The organism is Tolypothrix bouteillei VB521301, assembly GCF_000760695.4.
GTDB classification, from domain to species: Bacteria; Cyanobacteriota; Cyanobacteriia; order Cyanobacteriales; family Nostocaceae; genus Scytonema; species Scytonema bouteillei_A.
In genome coordinates this window covers 6,850,206-6,870,513 of the sequence record NZ_JHEG04000001.1, presented here as the reverse complement: position 1 = coordinate 6,870,513, position 20,308 = coordinate 6,850,206, and the positions used below count along the sequence as shown (strand labels likewise).

Annotated in this window: 18 protein-coding genes, 1 tRNA gene and 1 pseudogene; 7 read left to right on the top strand and 13 right to left on the bottom strand. The window is 42.1% G+C overall.

What is annotated here, in order from left to right; genetic code table 11:
* The first annotated feature begins 96 nt into the window (after nt 1-96).
* Nucleotides 97-2,313: a polyphosphate kinase 1 gene (ppk1, locus tag HC643_RS27945; RefSeq protein ID WP_038087775.1), complete on the top strand. Its 2,217-nt coding sequence runs from the start codon at nt 97-99 to the stop codon at nt 2,311-2,313.
* Nucleotides 2,314-2,489: 176 nt separating this feature from the next.
* On the top strand, nt 2,490-2,906 hold the full coding sequence (locus HC643_RS27940; protein WP_038087778.1) for a response regulator: 417 nt from the start codon (nt 2,490-2,492) through the stop codon (nt 2,904-2,906).
* A 143-nt stretch (nt 2,907-3,049) separates the two neighbouring features.
* On the opposite strand, the gene HC643_RS27935 is transcribed toward HC643_RS27940, so the two are convergent.
* Nucleotides 3,050-3,232, bottom strand: a complete 183-nt coding sequence (locus HC643_RS27935) for an SGNH/GDSL hydrolase family protein (protein WP_038087781.1) — start codon at nt 3,230-3,232, stop codon at nt 3,050-3,052.
* A 203-nt stretch (nt 3,233-3,435) separates the two neighbouring features.
* On the opposite strand from HC643_RS27935, the gene HC643_RS27930 reads away from it, so the two are divergent.
* Complete coding sequence (locus HC643_RS27930) at nt 3,436-3,987, top strand: DUF2854 domain-containing protein (protein WP_038087784.1); 552 nt, start codon at nt 3,436-3,438, stop codon at nt 3,985-3,987.
* 55 nt (nt 3,988-4,042) lie between these two features.
* On the opposite strand, the gene HC643_RS27925 is transcribed toward HC643_RS27930, so the two are convergent.
* Nucleotides 4,043-4,303, bottom strand: a complete 261-nt coding sequence (locus tag HC643_RS27925; RefSeq protein WP_038087786.1) for a CRR7 family NDH-1 assembly protein — start codon at nt 4,301-4,303, stop codon at nt 4,043-4,045.
* Between the two features lie 246 nt (nt 4,304-4,549).
* Between HC643_RS27925 and HC643_RS27920 the strand changes: the two genes are divergently transcribed.
* The gene (locus HC643_RS27920) at nt 4,550-5,584 is read left to right on the top strand and encodes a GGDEF domain-containing response regulator (protein ID WP_038087861.1); all 1,035 of its coding nucleotides are present in this window, start codon (nt 4,550-4,552) and stop codon (nt 5,582-5,584) included.
* A 41-nt stretch (nt 5,585-5,625) separates the two neighbouring features.
* Here the strand turns inward: HC643_RS27920 and HC643_RS41610 are convergent.
* Nucleotides 5,626-5,874: pseudogene (locus HC643_RS41610) on the bottom strand (alkaline phosphatase); the annotation flags it as partial.
* A 66-nt stretch (nt 5,875-5,940) separates the two neighbouring features.
* Nucleotides 5,941-6,012: transfer RNA gene (locus HC643_RS27910), tRNA-Thr, on the bottom strand.
* 34 nt (nt 6,013-6,046) lie between these two features.
* On the opposite strand from HC643_RS27910, the gene HC643_RS27905 reads away from it, so the two are divergent.
* Nucleotides 6,047-6,310, top strand: coding sequence for a DUF3493 domain-containing protein (locus tag HC643_RS27905; protein WP_038087864.1), 264 nt, complete (start codon nt 6,047-6,049; stop codon nt 6,308-6,310).
* Nucleotides 6,311-6,689: 379 nt separating this feature from the next.
* Here HC643_RS27905 and HC643_RS27900 read toward each other — a convergent pair whose 3' ends face one another.
* On the bottom strand, nt 6,690-8,381 hold the full coding sequence (locus HC643_RS27900; protein WP_038087788.1) for a DUF1565 domain-containing protein: 1,692 nt from the start codon (nt 8,379-8,381) through the stop codon (nt 6,690-6,692).
* A 720-nt stretch (nt 8,382-9,101) separates the two neighbouring features.
* Here HC643_RS27900 and HC643_RS27895 point away from each other — a divergent pair.
* Entirely contained in the window at nt 9,102-9,560 is a 459-nt protein-coding gene (locus tag HC643_RS27895; RefSeq protein ID WP_237265955.1) for an alpha/beta hydrolase, read from the top strand.
* A gap of 24 nt (nt 9,561-9,584) precedes the next feature.
* On the opposite strand, the gene HC643_RS27890 is transcribed toward HC643_RS27895, so the two are convergent.
* The 6 genes from HC643_RS27890 to HC643_RS27860 all read right to left on the bottom strand — a co-directional run bounded on the left by HC643_RS27890 (nt 9,585) and on the right by HC643_RS27860 (nt 17,972).
* Nucleotides 9,585-9,782 carry a hypothetical protein gene (locus tag HC643_RS27890; RefSeq protein WP_038087791.1) on the bottom strand — a complete coding sequence of 66 codons (198 nt, stop codon included), beginning with the start codon at nt 9,780-9,782 and terminating at the stop codon, nt 9,585-9,587.
* Between the two features lie 319 nt (nt 9,783-10,101).
* Nucleotides 10,102-13,332 (bottom strand): translation initiation factor IF-2, encoded by a 3,231-nt coding sequence (gene infB, locus HC643_RS27885; protein WP_038087794.1) that lies wholly within the window; start codon nt 13,330-13,332, stop codon nt 10,102-10,104.
* A 567-nt stretch (nt 13,333-13,899) separates the two neighbouring features.
* Entirely contained in the window at nt 13,900-14,175 is a 276-nt protein-coding gene (locus tag HC643_RS27875) for a YlxR family protein (protein ID WP_038087798.1), read from the bottom strand.
* Between the two features lie 63 nt (nt 14,176-14,238).
* Nucleotides 14,239-15,654 carry a transcription termination factor NusA gene (gene nusA / locus HC643_RS27870; protein WP_237266086.1) on the bottom strand — a complete coding sequence of 472 codons (1,416 nt, stop codon included), beginning with the start codon at nt 15,652-15,654 and terminating at the stop codon, nt 14,239-14,241.
* A gap of 126 nt (nt 15,655-15,780) precedes the next feature.
* Complete coding sequence (gene rimP, locus HC643_RS27865) at nt 15,781-16,242, bottom strand: ribosome maturation factor RimP (RefSeq protein WP_038087801.1); 462 nt, start codon at nt 16,240-16,242, stop codon at nt 15,781-15,783.
* A 329-nt stretch (nt 16,243-16,571) separates the two neighbouring features.
* Nucleotides 16,572-17,972 carry a hypothetical protein gene (locus HC643_RS27860; RefSeq protein WP_038087875.1) on the bottom strand — a complete coding sequence of 467 codons (1,401 nt, stop codon included), beginning with the start codon at nt 17,970-17,972 and terminating at the stop codon, nt 16,572-16,574.
* Between the two features lie 250 nt (nt 17,973-18,222).
* On the opposite strand from HC643_RS27860, the gene HC643_RS27855 reads away from it, so the two are divergent.
* The gene (locus HC643_RS27855; RefSeq protein ID WP_038087803.1) at nt 18,223-18,918 is read left to right on the top strand and encodes a peptidoglycan-binding domain-containing protein; all 696 of its coding nucleotides are present in this window, start codon (nt 18,223-18,225) and stop codon (nt 18,916-18,918) included.
* Between the two features lie 54 nt (nt 18,919-18,972).
* On the opposite strand, the gene HC643_RS27850 is transcribed toward HC643_RS27855, so the two are convergent.
* Both HC643_RS27850 and HC643_RS27845 read right to left on the bottom strand, forming a co-directional pair.
* Complete coding sequence (locus HC643_RS27850; protein WP_038087806.1) at nt 18,973-19,875, bottom strand: SDH family Clp fold serine proteinase; 903 nt, start codon at nt 19,873-19,875, stop codon at nt 18,973-18,975.
* 176 nt (nt 19,876-20,051) lie between these two features.
* Entirely contained in the window at nt 20,052-20,291 is a 240-nt protein-coding gene (locus tag HC643_RS27845; protein WP_038087878.1) for a type II toxin-antitoxin system HicB family antitoxin, read from the bottom strand.
* Nucleotides 20,292-20,308: the final 17 nt, after the last annotated feature.

The window sequence follows — 20,308 nt, the reverse complement described above, 5'->3', positions numbered from 1 at the left end:
TCTTGACCGCTAGATAGAAGAGATTACCGCTTTTCCTCTACTATTGTTTAATATCCAGGCTCCTAACTTGGATATACTACGTGGTACTAGGTCATTATGGCAAAATCTAAGAAGACCGCTCATCAAATCAATCTCAGAGATTCACAATACTACCTTAACCGGGAGTTAAGCTGGCTGGAGTTTAATAAAAGGGTGTTACATGAAGCCTGTGACCCACGCACGCCTCTTATAGAACGTCTAAAGTTTCTGGCAATCTTTAGCTCTAATTTGGATGAGTTCTTTATGGTGCGCGTTGCTGCACTTAAGGAACAAGTAGAGGCAAAAATTAGCTTGGTGACTTTTGATGGTCGTACACCTCAACAGCAGCTTGAGGAGATTAGTATGGCTTTACGTCCATTAATTGCTCAGCAACACGAACATTTTGAAAAAAGCTTGCGACCCCAGTTGGTCGAACACGGAATCCATATTTTAGATTACATAAATCTCTCGGAAAGGCAAAAAAATTATTTAGACAAGTACTACGAAGAACAAATTTTTCCCGTTGTCACTCCTTTGGCTGTCGATCCGAGTCATCCTTTCCCTTATATCTCCAATCTCAGCCTCAATCTGGCTGTTGTGCTTAAAAATCCGGAAACAGAAGAGGAGTTGTTTGCTAGAGTTAAAGTCCCTACTGTTTTACCGAGATTTTTGCCTTTGCCACTTGAATTGGGAGTTCAAGATTCAGAAAAACCTGCTATTTGGACTGGTGTACCCCTAGAACAAGCAATTGCTCACAATTTAGAGTCTTTATTTCCTGGAATGAACATTCAGGAATATCATATGTTTCGCATCACTCGTGATGCAGATTTGGAATTGGAAGAAGATGAAGCTGATGATTTATTACTTGCCATTGAACACGAGCTGAGAAAGCGACGTGTTGGGGGTTCTCCTTTAAGGTTAGAAATACACTCTCAGACTCCTGAATCAGTCAGAAAAAGATTGCTAGAGGATTTGGAATTAACGGAAAACGATGTCTATCAAGTTGACGGTTTGATGGGGCTAAAAGATTTAATGTTCTTTATGTCAATCCCAGTCCCAGAACTGAAAGATTTACCGTGGAAGTCTGTAGTTCCTCTCCGCTTGCAACGGATTAAGGAGCCAATTATAAACTCCAACCTGCGAGAACTAGAGGAAGGAAAAGATTTTTTTTCAGTTATTCAAGAAAAGGATTTGCTCGTACATCATCCATATCAATCCTTTTCATCAACCGTTGTGCGGTTTATTACTAGTGCGGCATATGACCCCAATGTGTTGGCAATTAAGATGACTCTCTATCGGACATCTTTTGACTCGCCTATCCTCAATGCCTTAATTGCTGCTGCTGAAAATGGCAAGCAAGTTTCTGTACTGGTAGAACTTAAGGCGCGATTTGATGAAGAGAACAATATTAAGTGGGCAAAGCGTCTGGAAAGTGTTGGAGTTCACGTTGTTTATGGTTTGGTAGGTTTGAAGACTCACTGCAAAACTGTTATGGTCGTGCGGCGCGAACAAGATCGCATTCGTCGCTACGTACATATTGGAACTGGTAACTATAATCCAAAAACAGCACGACTGTATACAGACTTGGGATTATTTAGCTGTAATGAGGATTTAGGCGCTGATGTTACAGATGTTTTTAATTTTTTGACAGGATACTCTCGGCAAAAGTCTTACCGACTGCTGTTGGTGGCTCCCGTGAATATGCGCGATCGCTTTATTTCTTTGGTTCATCGAGAAATTGAAAACGTTCAGAACGGTCTGAGCGGGCGCATTGTTGCTAAGATGAACTCTCTTGTCGATCCTGAAATCATTTCGGTATTATACCAAGCATCTCGTGCAGGCGTACAAATTGACTTAATTGTCAGAGGTATGTGCTGTTTGCGTCCTGGTTTGAAAGATATTAGTGAAAATATTCGCGTAATCAGTATTGTAGGCCGTTTTCTCGAACACTCTCGCGTATATTATTTCTACAATAATGGACAGGAAGAGATTTATATTGGTAGTGCCGACTGGATGCCTCGTAACTTAGACCGCAGAGTAGAAGTCATTACTCCTATCTTAGATCCAGATATTGCTAAAGATTTGCAGGAAATTTTGGGAATTATGCTTGCAGATAATCGTCAAGCTTGGGAATTACAACAAGATGGTAGCTATATCCAAAGACACCCTGCTGAAGATTGTCCGGATGCTAGTTCGCAAAAAATTCTTATGAATATGGCTTCAAGCATCAACGCAAGTACTCCAAATACTGTAAGTACGAATACGAAGAAAATTTCATCCCAACTTGACAATTAGCTCACAATATTTTGATAGTTAACTGCTTATTGTTCCCGGTAGAACTCTCTTTTTTGAGATATTACTATACATATCATTGGAACTGAGAAATTATTCAACCATTGGATAGAGTGAGTTCAGCCGCCTGTTCTCATAAACTATAAAAGTTATCCTAATATTATCTCTAGTTCCGTAGGATGTTAATGTTGTCCTGTGAGTCTTCTACCTTAAGAGTTATCGTGGTCGATGACCACGAATTAACTCGCTTAACCTTGAAATTAGCGTTTTCTTGCCAAGAAAATATCCAAGTAGTGGGTTTAGCTAGCAATGGTCAAGAAGCCATAGAATTGGTTGAACGTACTCACCCGGATGTGATCGTTCTAGATTTACAAATGCCAATTATGGATGGTTGGGATGCATCTCGTCAGATTAAAGCTATTGCCCCAAATACCCAAATCATTGCTTACTCCTCTGTTGAGGATGTCAAGCTTCAAGATACCAAAGAAATTGGTAGCCTGGATGCTTTCTGTAAAAAAGACGTACCTACAACAGAATTGATTGCTTTAGTAAGACAATTAGGTATGAAATCTGAAAACCACTCAGTAGCCGGTTAAATGATGCCGTATGCGTAACTTGGGAGATCGGCAACTCAATTGGACTTGGGTTAGAACAAAATGTTATTACTTGAGTGCGTCAGTAGAATTGCAGCTTGACAATTCCTATTGACGCCGAATTTGCTTTTGGCGACCTACAGTCCTCAAATTATTTCTGTATCGGGAAACGTGCGTCTAAACTCATCAATTAGATCATCCATTTCTTCTAGCGCTTGATTGACATCTACTCTTAAAGTTCCCAGATTGGGTTTTTCCAAAAGATTTAGCAGATACTCGCGTTTAGCGCTGACTAGGGCTACCCTTTCTTTAAGTGTTTGTGCATCCATCGTTGTATTTTTATCTTAAAACAATATTCTTACTTTTAAACTTAGCGTAAAAACGCAAACTTTTAAACCATCTCATGAAGGTTTCCCAGACTCAGGCAAAACATCTTGGGTCATTGCGTGAGATTTTATAGTTATTTTGCTTGTGAATAGCGACTAAATAGTAGTACAAAAGAAATACTAGGAATTTGTACTATACGGAAATCATGTTACGCCAATTTTCTTTGGGAACGCTTGGGTTAACTGTCGGTGGGGTTTTAACAATAATCGGCTTTGTGGCTTATGCCGCAGACAATGCCACACTCAATCTAGTCGGCTTTTTTTATGGGATTCCTCTTCTTTTAGGAGGACTAGCTCTCAAAGCTAACGAAATTTCACCTGTGCCTTTTAGTCAACCGACAACACCAGAAGTATTGGCATTACGAGAGCAACAAGCCACTTCTACTCAAACTAAAATTCGCAAAGACTTGACTCGATATTGCTACGGTCAAGATGCTCATTTCGATAAATCTTTAGAATTTTTGGGTCTTGGTTCTTCAGATGAAGATAGACCGGAAATATCAGGACTGAGAGAAACAGAAATTAATGGAGCTTATGCCCTCATTTTGGAATTTAATTCACCTTCGGTGCCAATTGATATCTGGCAAAAAAAGCAGGAAAAAATGACCAATTATTTTGGCCCTGGTGTGGAAGTTACAGTCACACAACCAGATTCAAATCAAATTGAGTTGTCTTTAGTTGTCAATTCAAAGGGTTAGTGGTTAGTTGATAGTAGTTAGTTGTTAACAACTAACTACTATCAACTCTCAAAAATCATTTTTCCAATCTAACAGCATACCATTGTAAGTATTGACCTTGCCCAACATCTAGTTCACAGCTTGTATCTATTAAATATTTTGCCCGCTCTTCAGATGAATTTAAGGCTCGCAGATCGGGCGTTAAATCTTCAATTTTAATATTGTGTAAAACATTTTTTAGCTTTTCAAGTAATTCTAGCGCAGTCAAAAATTGCTCTGGTTGATTTGTTTCTAAAACCACAAAATAATCTTGACTATACATTAATGAGTCTGGCATATAAGCTAATGTTGTAAGGTTTACTGTAATTTTACATTCTGCAGGCATCCTCTCGCGAATATCCTGACTAGTCCATTACGGGAAAATAAAAGCTTGAGAGCTTAGTAATTGGACATCAGAGTATGGGAATTATAAAAGAAGCATCTTCAGTTTGCCAGTCAAAGCACGGTGGAGCGGTAGAGTGTAATGACCATCCTGCCACAACCGTGTTGTCTATTTTATAAAATGCTTTATGGAATGCAACTCATGTCGGGCATAAGCCAATTTTCTATCTCCAACGACCCCCCTTTGATTCTTGTTGCTGACGATGATAAGACCATTCGGATGCTGTTACGTGAAGTGATGGAAACAGAAGGCTATCGTGTGGTCGATGTTTCTAACGGCAAACAGTGTCTGGAGACATTCACAGCCGTCAAACCAGACCTCATTTTGTTAGATGCTGTTATGCCAGTGATGGATGGCTTTAGTTGTTGCAAGCAATTAACTCAGTTGTCCAGAACTCTTTTTGCTTCGAGTCTTGTTCATTCTATGCCAGGATTCTCTTTTGGGAATAGTACGATTTCAAGATTGTGCGATCGCATTCCTATTTTAATGATTACAGGTTTAGAAGATTCGGAATCAGTAGACCGGGCTTTTGAGGCAGGAGCAAGCGATTATGTAACCAAACCAATTAATTGGGCAGTGCTGCGCCAACGAGTTAAAAGGCTGTTACAACAAGCACAACTTTACAAACAGTTAGAGGCAGTGACCCAAGCTTTACAAGAACTTGCTAATGTTGATGGGTTAACTGGAGTTGCAAATCGCCGTCGTTTTGACCAATATTTAAACGCTCAGTGGTTGAACTCGGTAGAGGAACAATTGCCGTTATCTTTGATATTGTGTGATATAGATTATTTTAAACTTTACAACGATAAGTACGGTCACATTGCTGGAGACATTTGTTTGCAAAAAGTTGCAAATGTCCTAAGTCGTACAGTTGAGAAAAATCAGGATTTGGTAGCGCGTTACGGTGGTGAAGAATTTGCCGTGATTATGCCTAACACCCATGTAACTCGTGCAGTTCACGTTGCTGCTGCCATGCAAGCAGGTGTTAGAGAACTTGAAATTGAGCACCTTGAATCCACAGTCAGCCACTTCATTACCCTAAGTGTAGGAGTAGCCATGACTGTTCCCAAGTTTGAAGTGTCTCCAACAACCTTAATTATGGTAGCAGATAAGGCTCTTTACCAAGCAAAAGCAGAGGGGCGCAATCGCATAATTCTCAAGCAGTTAAATCATTGAGCGGTTGGGTGGGCAATGCCCACCAGCTCCAAATGAAGACTTTAAGCACGTTCAGCCCCTAATTGCCCGTTCTGAACAACAAAAGTTGTTAAGGTACTAATTGTTGTATTTTGTTCTCGAATTGTAGAAACAACCCGGTAGTCTGCTTGCCAAGTATTTTGTGTGAGGGAACAACGAACGTAGCCTCGGTTTTTACCATCAAAGAATTTAGTGTGAGGGTTGTCTGATAAAGCGGCTGCAACTGAGGGAATAAAGACTTCGGGAAAATCAGAGGAAATAGATACAGCCAGTCAACGATATCCACACTCGTTGACTGGCTGTATCCTTAAATAAGTTGGGAATTTAGCGGCCCCTAAAGCCGATGACGGGATTTGAACCCGTGACCTGCTGATTACGAATCAGCTGCTCTACCGCTGAGCCACATCGGCGTACATAATACAAGATTATAACAGTATTTACATCATGGTAGACCCCAATAGTAAAAATCGCATGAAAGCCGAGCAATACGCCCGCCTAAAAGCAGAAGCTGCAGCGCCCTACCGAGGGTTGCGAATGTTTATTTACACTGCTTGTGCTGCTTCTGGTTTTATTGGTATGTTCGTCTTTCTAGCACAGTTATTAGCTGGACGGGATGTTGAAAGCGCTTTGCCTAATTTAGCACTTCAAATAGGAATAGTTACCTTGATGTTTTTTCTTTGGCGCTGGGAACAACGCCGTCAAAAGTAGGGGTACACTTTATAACCATTATGAGTATTAAGTTTTGACCTTTTTTCCTCTTTTTGGGTCTTGACGTATATAAACTATTTCACATAGGGCTTAACAATTATATACATTAGACAATAAAAAGACAGAAATAATTAAAAAAATATTAGGAAATCTGGAAATCGAAAAAATTCTGAGACACTAGTATTTAATTAAACGGGGTCAGCCTATATAAAGACCCTGAATATAAACAGACAGTCACAAAGGGGTCAATCAAAGTTTTAAAGACCCTGTTTTTAAGAAAACATAACAAACACCAAGTGCCAGAACTGACAAACTGCTAGTTCTGGCACTTTTTAAGTTGGTAGGTAGTTAGTAGTTCGCTACCGCTCGTTAACCTTTCCTAAGGAGTTCTAACCAGATATGGAGAAGGTATTGCTTGGAGGCTACCTCTACTAACGAGTGCTTGGTAAACAAAAGCTGCTACCTCTGCTCTAGTTGCTTGACGGTTGGGGTTGAGTTGCTTTACGGAAGGGTAATTAACCACAAGTTGTTTTGTAGTTGCTGCTGCTACGGAGCTTGTAGCATAGTTGGGAATCTGGGATGCATCACTGTAGACAGATAACACATTTTGGCTATCTGCAGATAGCCCCAACCCACTTGCTAAGGACACGAGTGCTTGCACTCGCGGAATTTGTTGTTCTGGTTTAAAACTCTTGTCAGGATAGCCAGATACAAAACCACCTTGGTACGCAGATTGAATCACTTGGTAAGCCCAAAAATTGCGGCTTACATCATTGAAACTAGAGGTTTCACGTTTGGGGCTTGGTGCAAATGCTTTACTAATAATGGCAGCAAATTGGGCGCGAGTAACTGGTTCATTGGGTTTAAACGAACCATCGGGGAACCCAGCAATAATATTCTTAGCGGCTAGTGCTTCAATATATGTTTTTGCCCAATAACCTGCAGGCACATCTCTGAAAGTTGTTGCGATACCACCACTCGATGGTGCTTCAACTGTGGCTGCGACAAACTCAACTTTACCAGAAATTCGCTTGACGTCAATATCATTACCAACGGCAACGATCGTGTTGCTTGTGGTGGCATTAAGTACGTCAAAGAACTTTTTAATATCCTTTTGACCGTTGTTACGGATTATATTCTTACCGGGATTTTCTGCTGTTCCTAAATCTGGTTGTGCATTTTGAATGACAACTAGACCGTGATCTCGGTTATCTTGAATAACGTTACTGCGAAGTACTGGTTTAGAAGATCCGTTAACTACGACACCACCATTATTTTGAATAATCTGGTTATCAGTAATTAAAGGTGATGCTAAATCGCTCACTGCAACACCAAAACCGGTATTCTGAAATAAGTTATTGCGAACCTCTCCTTGGGCAGATTTAGCTACAGAAACTCCATTGCCTTTATTTTGAATAAAAACGTTATTTTCAATTTTTGGATTGGCTTTACCTGTAACAAAAACGCCCTCACGCACGCTGTTGGTAAAAGTAGAGTTACTGACTACTGCATTGGATGTTTCAATCCAAACTCCAGTACCACGGTTTTCTGGATTGGTCACTGTAACTCCACCGATCGCACTCTCGTTTTGGGCAAGGATTGCTATATTCTGACGTGCAAACGTGGGACTGATAAAATTACCACTACCTACAATTAATATTCCTTGACCTTTAGTAGATTCGTCTCCGCGTAGGGTTACACCCTGTCCGATGGCGAGTGGAAAGACTTCTCCACTTTCTTGACTGTAGGTACCGGGAGCGAGTTGAATAACTGTACCTGGTTTGGCTTGCTTGAGAGCATAGGTGATGGTTTTGTAAGCCTTTGCTTCTGAACTCCCAGCATCAGAACTATCTTGACCTGTTTCTGGATTAACGTAAAGAGTGTTTGCGCCAACAGGGACTTGTGCTGTCGTCATGGTCGCATTCACTTTTTGAGGAACTTCTCCTGCATTTACCTCTTTTTCTAGAAGCATAAGTCCACCAGTAACTGCTAACAAAGCACTGAATCCTACTGGTAAAGCGCGAATGTGAAAGTTTTTTGATTGCGGAATTTTAAATCCCTGGTGTGTCATCTTGATTTGTGGTTTTAAATGTACAAAATTAGGTTTAACTGAAGGCTTAAGTGTCATGGATAAAAAATGAAAAAGTTGTTCGCACTTCATACTTCATCCTTCATACTTCGTCCTTTCAACTCAATCCGGTTATTTACAAGCTTTTTAGCTGTGAAACTTATGGAAAACTATAGCCGAAGACATATGCCTTGGCAGCTGGGTTCCCTGGAAAAAGAAAGGATTTTTATCGTTAAGTTTTGTACAATTCAAGTCCCATATAACTACTGATGACAGTTTTTTTAGTCATCTCGGGCAAACTGCGTATGCAAGGTTAAATGAGAACCATTACTGAGACTTGGTGTTTGAGATCCCTCAAGCTTCCCAACTTCCTAAAGCAGTCTGAGATCTTGAGGGCTTCCAAATAACAAAATATTCAACGTTTTCTTGTAAGATGTTGCTTATAGCTTCGCCCTATAGCAAGCCTAATGATTTACAAACACCTCTTCCTTTTCTTCCTTGTCTCCCTTGTTTAGCTCTCAAATAGGATTGCTATATAAACCGAATGGGGATGACACCCTAAAAAAAGGATAATTGATTTCTGGGTAAATCCTTAGTTAAAAAAGCTGCAACTAATTTTACTAAAATTGCGTCAAAAAAAGCAGGGTGTATTATGTATTTGGGCTAACGATGTACCAATTATTTTCACTACACTACACGTCAATTTGTTTTGTCAGCTTCTGTGTGTTACTCTCATCTACTCTGGCTTCTTCAGGGCAAGATCCCCAAAAAGTTCGCAAGTATTTGACGGAACCTGTAAAAGTTAACTTATTAATTCTCGATAAAATACTTAACAGTCGAGTCGGTAATGCAGTCCTCGACCAGATCTCTCAAGTGATTTACACACCTTCTAGTAAGGCTAACAGACAAGCTTTGCGTTCTGCTTTGATTCTTTCTGCAAGTAACGATAAAAAAATTACGTTAATAGAAATTATTCAAAATTATCCAACATCGGAGGTTGAAGTTGATGGCGATAAGCTGGGTACAGCTTGTGCTTCGCGATCGCCTTGCACTTGCCCATCCTCAACTTCAAATTTTACAGGGAAATCTCCCAGATTTTCTCAAGTTTTAACTGGCAAACCTTCAGTATTAACCAGTTATCAGATCGCTATGAATAAAAAATTAATATATGAATGTTACTGATAACTGATAATTGATTCACTGTGTTCAATACGCTAGTGTTTCTAGCGTCTCGCGTAAATAACGCTGTACCTGTTCTTCGAGGCGAAGTTTTTGTACTTGAGTACCGCGCTCTAACAACCAGCGTTGAAAACCAGAACTAGCGGCGATCGCGCTTTTGAGACTGTTCCATATATTTGCGTCGCCGGAAAATTGGCGATCGCTCGTTGCGTGAATCCGAACCATAGTTGTTCATCCTCATGATTAATTGCACAATTGCAGGTTCTCTCCACAAGAGATAAGCCTGAAACCTGATAATTCTACTGTCTAGTTTCCAACATAATCTTTTCCAACAGTTAATTCTGTTTCATTGGTTACTAAAACTTACACCCAACTCACGGAAATTTTACCGTATGGTTTAACAATATTTATTCTTTTTCAAAGATTAAAACATCAACTTGTAGAAACTTCCTTCTGCTGTCTGCCTTCTACACAATTGCCTGACAAACAAATATAGAGTTAAGAGTTTTTAACAAACAACTCCTAACTCTAAATTTTGTACCCACTATCTTGTTTTAGAAAGGGTACGACGTTTAGTCACCATCTGGTAGGCTTCGATGATATCACTTTCTGCCCAATCAGTATATTTATCTATACCGACACCGCATTCGTAACCAGAATTGACTTCGCGTGCATCTTCTTTCATCCGCTTGAGGGAGTCAAGAGTATCTTCATGGATTACCTTTCCATTCCGACGTACACGCACTTTGCAGTTCCGTATAAGTTTGCCAGACTGTACGTAACAACCAGCAACAGAACCGCGACCGACAGGGAAGACAGCACGCACTTCGGCTTGACCGAGGTGTTCTTCTACCAACTCTGGTTCCAAGAGACCTTCTAGAGCACCTTGAATGTCTTCCAGAAGTTTGTAGATAATGTCATATTCCCGTACATCGACACCCGCTTCATCAGCAGCGTGTCTTGCTCCACTTGCGTAGGTTGTGTTGAAACCTACAATAACGGCTCCGCTGGCTGCAGCCAAGTCGATATCCGTTTGAGTGATTTCACCCGCAGATGCTAACAACAAACGAATTTGCACTTCGTTTTGTGGAATTTGTCTGAGCGATCCCACAATAGCTTCTACCGAACCCTGTACGTCTCCTTTCAAGATCAAGTTGAGTTCTTTTAACTCGCCCTCTTGAGCTTGAGCCGACAGACTTGTAAGGGTAACGCGACCCTGCATGAGGCGGGATTGACGTTGTTTTTCAGCACGGTCAGCAGCAATAGATCGTGCTTGTTTCTCGTTATCAAAGACCTCAAACTCATCACCCGCCGCAGGTACTTCACTTAAGCCAAGTACCTCAACAGCAAAAGATGGATTGGCTGCTTCGACTCTTGCGCCTCTGTCATCCACCATGGCTCGGACTTTACCGAACACAGAACCTGCGACTAACAGGTCACCCACGTGCAATGTACCATTTTGAATCAGTAGAGTAGCAACGGGTCCTTTGGCTTTGTCTAGATGTGCTTCAATGACAGTTCCTCTCGCCATCCGCTCTGGGTTAGCAGATAGTTCTTCGATTTCTGCTACTAGCAGAATCATCTCAAGTAGCGTATCGAGGTTTTCACCTTTGATAGCGCTGACTGGAACCATAATCGTATCACCGCCCCATTCTTCTGGAACTAGAGCGTATTCTGTTAATTCTTGCTTCACCCGGTCAGCTTGAGCTTCCGGTTTGTCAATTTTGTTGATAGCAACCACAATGGGCACTTCAGCTGCCTTAGCATGGCTGATAGCTTCCACAGTTTGCGGACGGACGCCATCATCTGCAGCCACCACCAAGATGGCAATATCAGTGACACGCGCTCCTCTTGCCCGCATTGCTGTAAATGCTTCGTGACCGGGAGTGTCAAGAAAGACGATTTGCTGCTCTTTGCCATCGTGTTCCACATCTACGTGGTAAGCGCCAATGTGCTGAGTAATACCACCCGCTTCGCCGGCAGCCACCTTTGTTTTGCGAATCGAGTCGAGCAGGGTTGTTTTGCCGTGGTCTACGTGACCCATGATTGTCACCACTGGCGGACGTCGCTGGAGTTTTTCCAGGTCTTCGACATCAATCATTTCAGTGACTTTACGGGCTTCCGCTTCTGGTTCGGCTGTTGTAATTTCCGTGCCCAACTCGTTGGCAACCTGTGTAATTGTGGGAATATCAAGGCTTTGGGTAATGCTAACTGCTATACCCTTCATAAACAGGATTTTTACAATCTCTGTATCAGCAACTGCTAAACCTTCTGCCAGTTCTTGTACGGTCATCGGACCGGTAACTGTGAATATTTCGGGGCGCTCCCGCTTTTGCTCTGTCTGGCGGCGATTTTGCTGCTGCTCTGCGCGATTGCTAGCGGGCTTTTTCCCTCTAGAGACTGGAGTTACAACAGCAAGTGCCGGTTGTGCCGCTTTAGCTGCCTTGGGTTTGGGTGGACGGGCAATAGAAAGACTAACTTGAATGGCGGCGGGTATTTCCAGTCCTTCTTCATCAAGTAGATCGTCTTCTAACAAATCCTCATCATCGACAATCGGCTTGAGGCGTTTTCCTTTGGTAACGCCCTTACCCGGTTTAGCCGCTTCTTTGAGTTCGTCGATATCTTCTTCCTGCCACTTCTTACCCTTGGCTTGGCGTGGCGGTGTTGGTCGCTTGAGTTCGATCACTTCAGCGACAACTACATCATCATCGTCCTCTTCAGCAGTAACTGCTGTTTTGGTTGAGCCAGGGATTTGTTTTGGTGGAGTCGCAAGTGTTGCTGCGGCAGGATGGTCGGCAGACGGGCGCATTGGTCTGCTAGGTCTTGGAGTATCTGCGCCTGCGGGTACTGGTCCTGATGGTTTACCCGCACCGCGTTCCGATCTCACAGGTGGGGCAGGACGCGAGGGTTTCTGTGGCGGTGCCGCTGTTGAGTCCCCTGTGGGTGGTTTGTTGGCTCTCTCTCTTTGAGGTTTTGCCTGGTCGTGTTTGGCAGCTTGTTCTTGCTTTCCAGGTCGATTGCGATCGCGTTCGGGATCGCGTTCTGGTTTAGCTTGGTCGCGATCGCGCTTCAGAATCGGCTTTTCACTTACATTTGCTTGGGGAGAAGTGCCAGTGTTTGGTTTTTCTCCTGCCGGTCTTGTAGGTGGTGCCGTCAGTTGCGGTTTTTGAGGTCTTTCTGGTTTTACCTTAGACCCTTGAGTAGGTGCAACCGATTTTTCTGGTTTTGCTGCCGTTGTTTTTTCCGCCGGTTTTTCTGTATCTTGTGTCTTATCAGCCGCATCTGTCACAACAAGTTCTTGAGCGGTCTCAGACTGATTCCGGGGTACAGGTTTGCTTGGTGCCGTCGGCTTCATGGGTGAGACTGGGGTAGCGAAGGGCTTAGGGGGGGAAGGAGGATTGACTTCAGAAGAAGCAAGTTTTATGTTGGTAGCAACTGACGCCTCGGAGGCGTTTGACGTCTGGTTTATCAAGTCTTTAGGTTTACGTATCTCCAAGATTTGTTGATTATTAGGTGCAGCAGGTCTGTTTCGGGAGCCAGCTTGTAGTGAATTTATTCTATTATGGCTATTTCCACCATTATCCTTTCTTTGCGGCACAGTTGTTGCCGCTAATTTTTCTGCTTGAGTCCGAATGCGCTCTGCTTCTGACTCTGTAATTGTACTGCTATGGCTTTTGACCGCGATGTTGAGCTGGTCGCAAATTGCTAATAGCTCTTTATTATCCAAATTCAATTCCTTTGATAACTCGTAAATTCTAACTTTGCCGTTGTTCATCCACTCTTCCCCTTTAATTTACAGTTTTAGCGGATGGTTGCCTGGTTTGTGACATCTCCATCCTTTTGATTACTGTTTTTTGGTTGCAGTTGCTATTTTTGCCGATGCCTCCAATCAGGAAAGAGAGATGTTCCCTTGTTAATGCTGGCATCCCCACCAGAATTGATGGTTGACGCCAAACCGCGCTTGGGCGCTACCAGGTTGCCATTCTGTTTTTTGTTTTTTTGCTTTTTCTGAGTCTTCCACAACACAACTAAGTAAAACTTGTTGGGAGTGCAGCTTCGCCCCTTTTTGTAAAATCTAGAGCAATGCTAACGACACCCTTTTACTATTCTGGCACTACATGAGCGATTCTAGAGGATGTATTGACAGCACAAATTATTCGGCTGCCTGCACTTTTCCTCTGAAATCACTGCTACGAGTTAGTTTCAAGCTATTATGCATTTTCTTACAGATTTTTCAAGCGGGGTTAGTGGTTGGTGGTTGTTGGTGATTGGTTAATACTTCAATCGCCACTAACAACTAACCATCTTTACTAAAAAATCTGTAACTTCTTCAAGCATAAGCTCAATTCTCAGGTTGATTTTGCTGATTTCCTTGGGATAGACGCTGCCATAATAGTTGATACAGTGGTTCTGGCACTGATGCGTGTAGAGCACGCCCTAATTTATTTTTTTTTTGTGCTGTTGCGACACAGCTTTGGCTGGGACAAATATAGGCAGAACGGCCCATGCCCTCATCCAATTGTACCTGTCCGGAAGGAAACACGCGGACAATCCGCCAGAACTCTTGCTTTAAACCTACTTGACGGCAACTAATACAACGTCGGTAGTTTGGTTTCATCGTAACAAAAGATATCAGATATTACCTGAAGTGCAATTGGCATACACTTGATAACTCGTTGCTTTACTTAGCATCTCTTTTGTCAAAATTGTCATCATCATCATCAAAATCTTCATCCTCCTCTAGTTCAGATTCTTCCAAATCTTCGTCGAGTTCGTCTTCGTCGAGTTCATCTTCGTCAAGTTCGTCTTCATCGAGTTCGTCTTCGTCGAGTTCGTTTAAGAGTTTGTTATTGTCAAGTTCTTCCTCGAGCTCATCCTCATATTCATCTTCCTCGGCTGCTTCTAGAGCAGCTAATTCCGCAGCGTATTTTGCCCTAGCAGCTGCAAACTTAGCATCCTCTCCTGCATGGTCGTACTTAGCTTTGTCTTTGATATCAATTTTCCAACCCGTTAGTTTTGCAGCCAAACGAACATTTTGTCCTTCTTTCCCAATCGCCAAACTTAATTGATCCTCAGCGACTAATACATGAGTTTGCCTAGTTTCTGGATCCATCAGGCGAACTTCATCAACTCTTGCTGGACTCAAGGCGTTAGCGATGTAAGTTGCGGGATCGGGCGACCAACGAATTACGTCTATCTTTTCCCCACGCAATTCGTTTACAACAACTTGAATGCGCGATCCCCGTGCTCCAATACACGCTCCTACTGGGTCTACATCGCGATCTAGTGTATCAACAGCAATCTTTGTGCGAGGTCCTACGTGACGGGAAGGAGGATTTGCTTCCCTGGCTACAGCAACAATTCTGACCACTTCATCTTCAATTTCTGGAACTTCATTGGCAAAAAGTTCAACGACCAAACCAGCATCAGCTCGAGAAACTAGTAACTGAGGACCGCGTTGCTGTCCTTGAGACACTTTTTTCAAATGAACTTTAAAGGTAGCATTTGCTCGGTAATTATCGTTTGGCAATTGTTCCCGCTTGGGTAGTTCCGCTTCTACCTCTGGCTGACCCAGGCTACTTCTAACTGCCATAATGACTGATTGTCTTTCAAAACGCAGGACTCTGGCTTGCAGTACCTCTCCTTCTAATTCTTGAAATTCTTCCTGCACCATCTGTCGCTGTTGATCCCGCAGTTTTTGCGCCAAAACTTGTTTGGTTTGCATTGCTGCCATGCGACCAAATTCTCCTTGGTCGGGTGTTACATCTAGCACCACTTCTTGACCGAGTTGTGCTTCATCACCTCCCATTTCTTGAACTTGCTGTAAGGCAATTTCGTGGTCAGAATTGGAGACGGCTTCTACAATAGTTTTTGTAGCAACAACGCGAAATCCTTCATCTTCCACGTCGAGTTGCACGTCAAAATTGTCAAAATAATCATCATCAAACTGTTTGCGTTCTAAATTTTGAGCGCGACGATAACGCTCGTACCCTTTTAATAGTGCTTCTCTAATAGCTGATTGAACGGCGATACGAGGTAAATTCCGCTCGCGACTTATATTTTCTATTAAATCTTTTAATCCAGGTAATGTAACCATTGACATAAGCAAATCTCCTATATTCTTATGGCAGCACGCACGGAATGCGTGGATTCTAGATTTTGGATTTTTGGATGCTTTCCAAAACCCTAAACCTAAAATTTAAAATCTAAACTCTAAACTCTGTTAGTGGCGTTCATCCAGTTGCACCCTAACAACTAGGGCGCGAGGAATTTCAACTACACGACCTTTTTGGTTGATGTAAACTGCTGTTTCATCCCGGCGAACTAACTGACCATTCCACTCTTGCTGTCCTTCATGAGGTGGAGAAGTTCGGACAATGACAGGAAATCCTTTAAAAGAAATAAATTCCCGGTCGGTCTCAAGTTGTCGTGAAATTCCCGGACTGGAAACTTCCAATACGTAGGCGTCAGGAATGATTTTTGCCGCATCCAGAGTGGCTTCTAAAGCACGGCTCATCCGTTCACAATCATCTAACCCCGTGTCTTGGGTAGGATTGCGGATGTCTACCCGCAAAACGGGTGGGCGTTGATTGGTGTGAAACACAGCTCCAACAACTTCTAAACCAATTTGTTCTGCTACTGGTGTCGCCAATTCTATAACTTGTGGGACTAGAGGGTGAGTCATGCGGCTATTCCAACAAAAAAAGTGGGTCAAAACCCACTTCCTGCGATAGGGATATCTTCCAAGAAGTCTTAGGGCGAACTTACAACTTAAGTTCGCCCTTAACCTTAGTCTAGCGCATTTTTTTTTAGGTAAGATGCAAAAACTTTTTTCAAACCCATCTTTCCTCTCAAAGCTAGGCTAGGTGATACTAGCTTTTTGAGTTCCAATCGGTTCGACTGTTCTGAGGCTCATCAACAAGCAGCAACTTTATGTGCCTCAAGGCTACTATTATACACTTTTCCGGTTTATTTTGTTTTAAGAAAACTGTTATAAGAATTTATGTAAAGAAATTAACGTTTTTCTTTGGGTGAGAGCATGGCAGCTGGTTGAGAGCTAACCTGTTGAGCTGATGGTTTTGTTCTCAGTTGTCTGGTTTGCTGCAAAATTTGCATCATCTCCTCTTCTGACATTTGCTGGACGTAATTCAGTTTGACTTCTTCTAGAAAATCGAGCACGAGGGACTGAAGTTCTGAGAGGATATGTTTGTTTTGCAATTCAGTCCCAAGAGCTTTGGTAAAGCTCTGTACCAATTGACCAGAAAGTTTTGCCCCTACTGGATCTTCGGTGGCGCTGACTACTGCACTGTAAAGATTAGTCGCGATCTGGGTCGCTAATTGTTCGCTCAATTGAAGCTGTATCTGTCCTATTCCAGGAAATTTTTGCAAATCCCTATAGATGGGTGCTTGTCTGAAAGCACTATCTATGGTGTGCCGTAAGATGGCGATCGTTTCCGGTTGTATCTTTGGTAAGACTTGGTAAATAATGGTTTGAACAAAAATGGTTCCAATGGCTTCAATTTCATTAACATTGTTAATATCGATGTAAGGACGCAAACTCTCATTTTGCTGCAACCACCTTTTGAGTTCGCCTCTGTGAATAGACCCTTGAATTTGGTTGATAACTCGCACAACAACAATTTCTGTAATTTCTTCAGCAAAATTGGCTATGATTCCTTGATGTATTTGCTGGCGAAGAGGTTGAAGATTTAATAATTTGGCTTGGTCTAGACGAATAAGTACGGGGATAATTCTTAAAGAACGCAACAACGGTAATAGTAAGAATAAGTCGTACCAGCGCCAAAGAATTGCATTGAACCAACTAAAACCAGGGTGACTTCGCTTGATGTAGTAGCTACGTGCTAGCAATTCAACAGCAAATATCACGATGAAAGGTAAGTCAAGCAGCCAAAAATTATCGATAAATTCGCTATCTTCTCCTATCCGGCGGTAGTAATTGGTAGCAATTAACGGTCTAATGGCTTTATTGAAAAACCTAATTTCTTGAGTCCAATTGCGTTTTGATAAGTATGCTTGACTCCAAAAAGTCGCAAAAGCCTTTTTTGACGATTCTAAGTTGACGCGATCGCGCATTCGATTTTTGATTTTTTCTAACGTCCCACTCTTACCTGCTCCAGCAAAAGGATTGCTATCCACCATCTCATTGCTTAAATTGCGAAGTTTGGCTAGTGTTGTTTCGACTTGTGACGAGCTCAATCCTGTTTGACTCACTTGTTCTATAAGTGCGTCTACTGTTTTTAAGTACTCAACTGTTTCGCGATGGGGTTCAATCCCTTTAATGGGATCGTATATGTGGGTTATTTCAGGAAGCTTTTGTATATACAAATTTCGCCAAGGAACATAGCTTAAATCAAATAAGACTAAGAGTAAATTTGCTGAGGCTAGAAGTGCCATCAACCTTTCAAACCATAAATTACGTGCTGATATAGCCATTTGCAGAATAAAAGATTAAGTATGAAGTTTAGGGATTATCCAACCTTAGATAGATGACAAAATATCTGAGTTCAGTATTTATACAATGCACCCATTATAAATTAAACTAATCAAAAATCATCAATAACTCGGATATTAAAGACGTTAAAGAAACATTAATTCATTAATTAACGTCATAGCCAAGCTGATTTGATTGTGAGGAGTTTTGTCTATGTGGTGTATGTTGGGAAAATCAGGTGTTACCATTGCTACAGCGTGTTTGATAACAACTAGCATAGTCGTAACAGATACGGCGTTTGCCGCCCTAAGGTATACACCTCAGCAATTCCGTTCGGTCCTGAGGGGTTTGGGCTACAACATCAAGGTATCAAACGCGCCTTTGACTGATGCGGATACCAAAAAAGTCATTCTTGAATTTCAAAAAGGGTATAAGTTAAAACCTGCTGACGGCGTAGCAGGAGAGAAAACTCAAGATTTTGCAGCAACGACCGTTGAAATTTTGCAGAAAAACTTGAATTTAGTAGTTAAGCCCAACCCTCTGTTACCAAAAAATCAATATTACGGTCCGAGGACGGAAGCAGTCGTAAAGCTGTATCAAAAAAAAGCTGGTTTGCAAGAAACTGGAATCGCTAATTTAGCACTCAGGCAAAGACTTGACCAAGAAGCAAAGGACATCTTAAACAAAACAGCACCGACGCCAACAGCCGAACCAACACCAACAACTGAACCGACACCGACAACTTCACCCACATCCAAACCAAAACCGACAAGAAAACCTACTTCCACTCCAAGAACTTCACCAAAGCCAAAGCCAACTTCTACACCTGAGGCATCACCTACAGAAACACCAATACCAGAAGCTACACAAACACCAACACCAACACCGACTTCTACACCCACTCCGTAGGTAAAAAATGAAAAGTCAAAAGTCAAAATTCTTTGCTCTTTTGACTTTTGCCTTTTAACTGTTCAACTGAGTTGGATTGGGTTCCTCTAAAGGTCTACCTTTAGGAGTAGGAAGAATTGGGCGACCGTTATCATATGGCATGGGGATGTATTGAACGCTTGGGCGTCCGCCTTGGGGTTGGGGATACAGATCCATGAGATCGTAGATAACAAGAGGTAGCCCAACTGTAATGGGTAGTCCCATTTGTGTTGCTTCCTCCGCAGTAATGGGATAGTCGTGAGTCACCCGCCCGGTTGTCAGTGCGTCGATAATATTTTCAATGTTTTCTGGCTGGATTTTCTGTGTAGGAACAGTGTCCTTTAATAAAGTCCGGACAAAGCGCTGCACCTGCTCGATCGCTTTGCGTGACAGGTCTGCCATAATCACTGTCTGGTCGTCAACTTCTCCTATAGGTTTTTGCTCAACAACTTTAAGAATGCTAGCTGCTGGAAAGTTACCCAGTTGGGGATCGACAGGACCGAGGACTGCGTTGGCATCCATAACAATTTCATCAGCTGCTAGAGCAAGCATTGTACCGCCACTCATAGCGTAATGAGGCACAAAGACAGTGACTTTCGCAGGATGGCGAATTAATGCTCGAGCAATTTGTTCTGTTGCTAAGACCAAGCCACCAGGAGTATGCAAAATTAAGTCAATGGGAACTTCTGGTGGGGTTAGGCGAATTGCTCGCAAAATTTGTTCTGAGTCTTCAATGGTAATGTAGCGCGATACGGGAATCCCTAAAAAGCTGATAGATTCTTGGCGATGAATGAGTAATATGACTCGGCTTTTTCGTTGCTGTTGAAATTGCTGAATGGCACGAATACGACGAAACTCTATCTGACGTCTCTGCCATAAGGGTTGCAGAGAAGAAAGAAGGAGAAAAATCCAGAATAAATCACCTATCCCGAAGCCCATAGGATTGATTATCAAAAACTAAGAGTTACCGTCCTTATTGTGACAATTTTTAGCAATTTACTAGTCTATCTGGAGAATTATACAATTTTGGATTTTGCTTTGGGGAGACGAGGGAAACAGTGAACACGGTAGAAGAAACTTTCTTGTCTCCCTTGTCTCCCTTGTCCCCTGTCGTATCAAGGTATTTGAATTTCAGTAACAAAAGCTTCTAGTACGGGTAAATCTTCTAGTGACAGTGTTTCATCCACAATAACTTCAGTACCAAATGTTTTGATATGGGAATGGACAGCAGATTTAACATCAGCTAGGGCTTCCTCATAAGTATCGCCTTGACCAACTACGATCCCTTTGATGCCAAGGGGATAAGCAATATAACCATCAGAATGTTTTTCTACAATAATTTTTATGTGTTTCATCTTTTTTAATAACAACT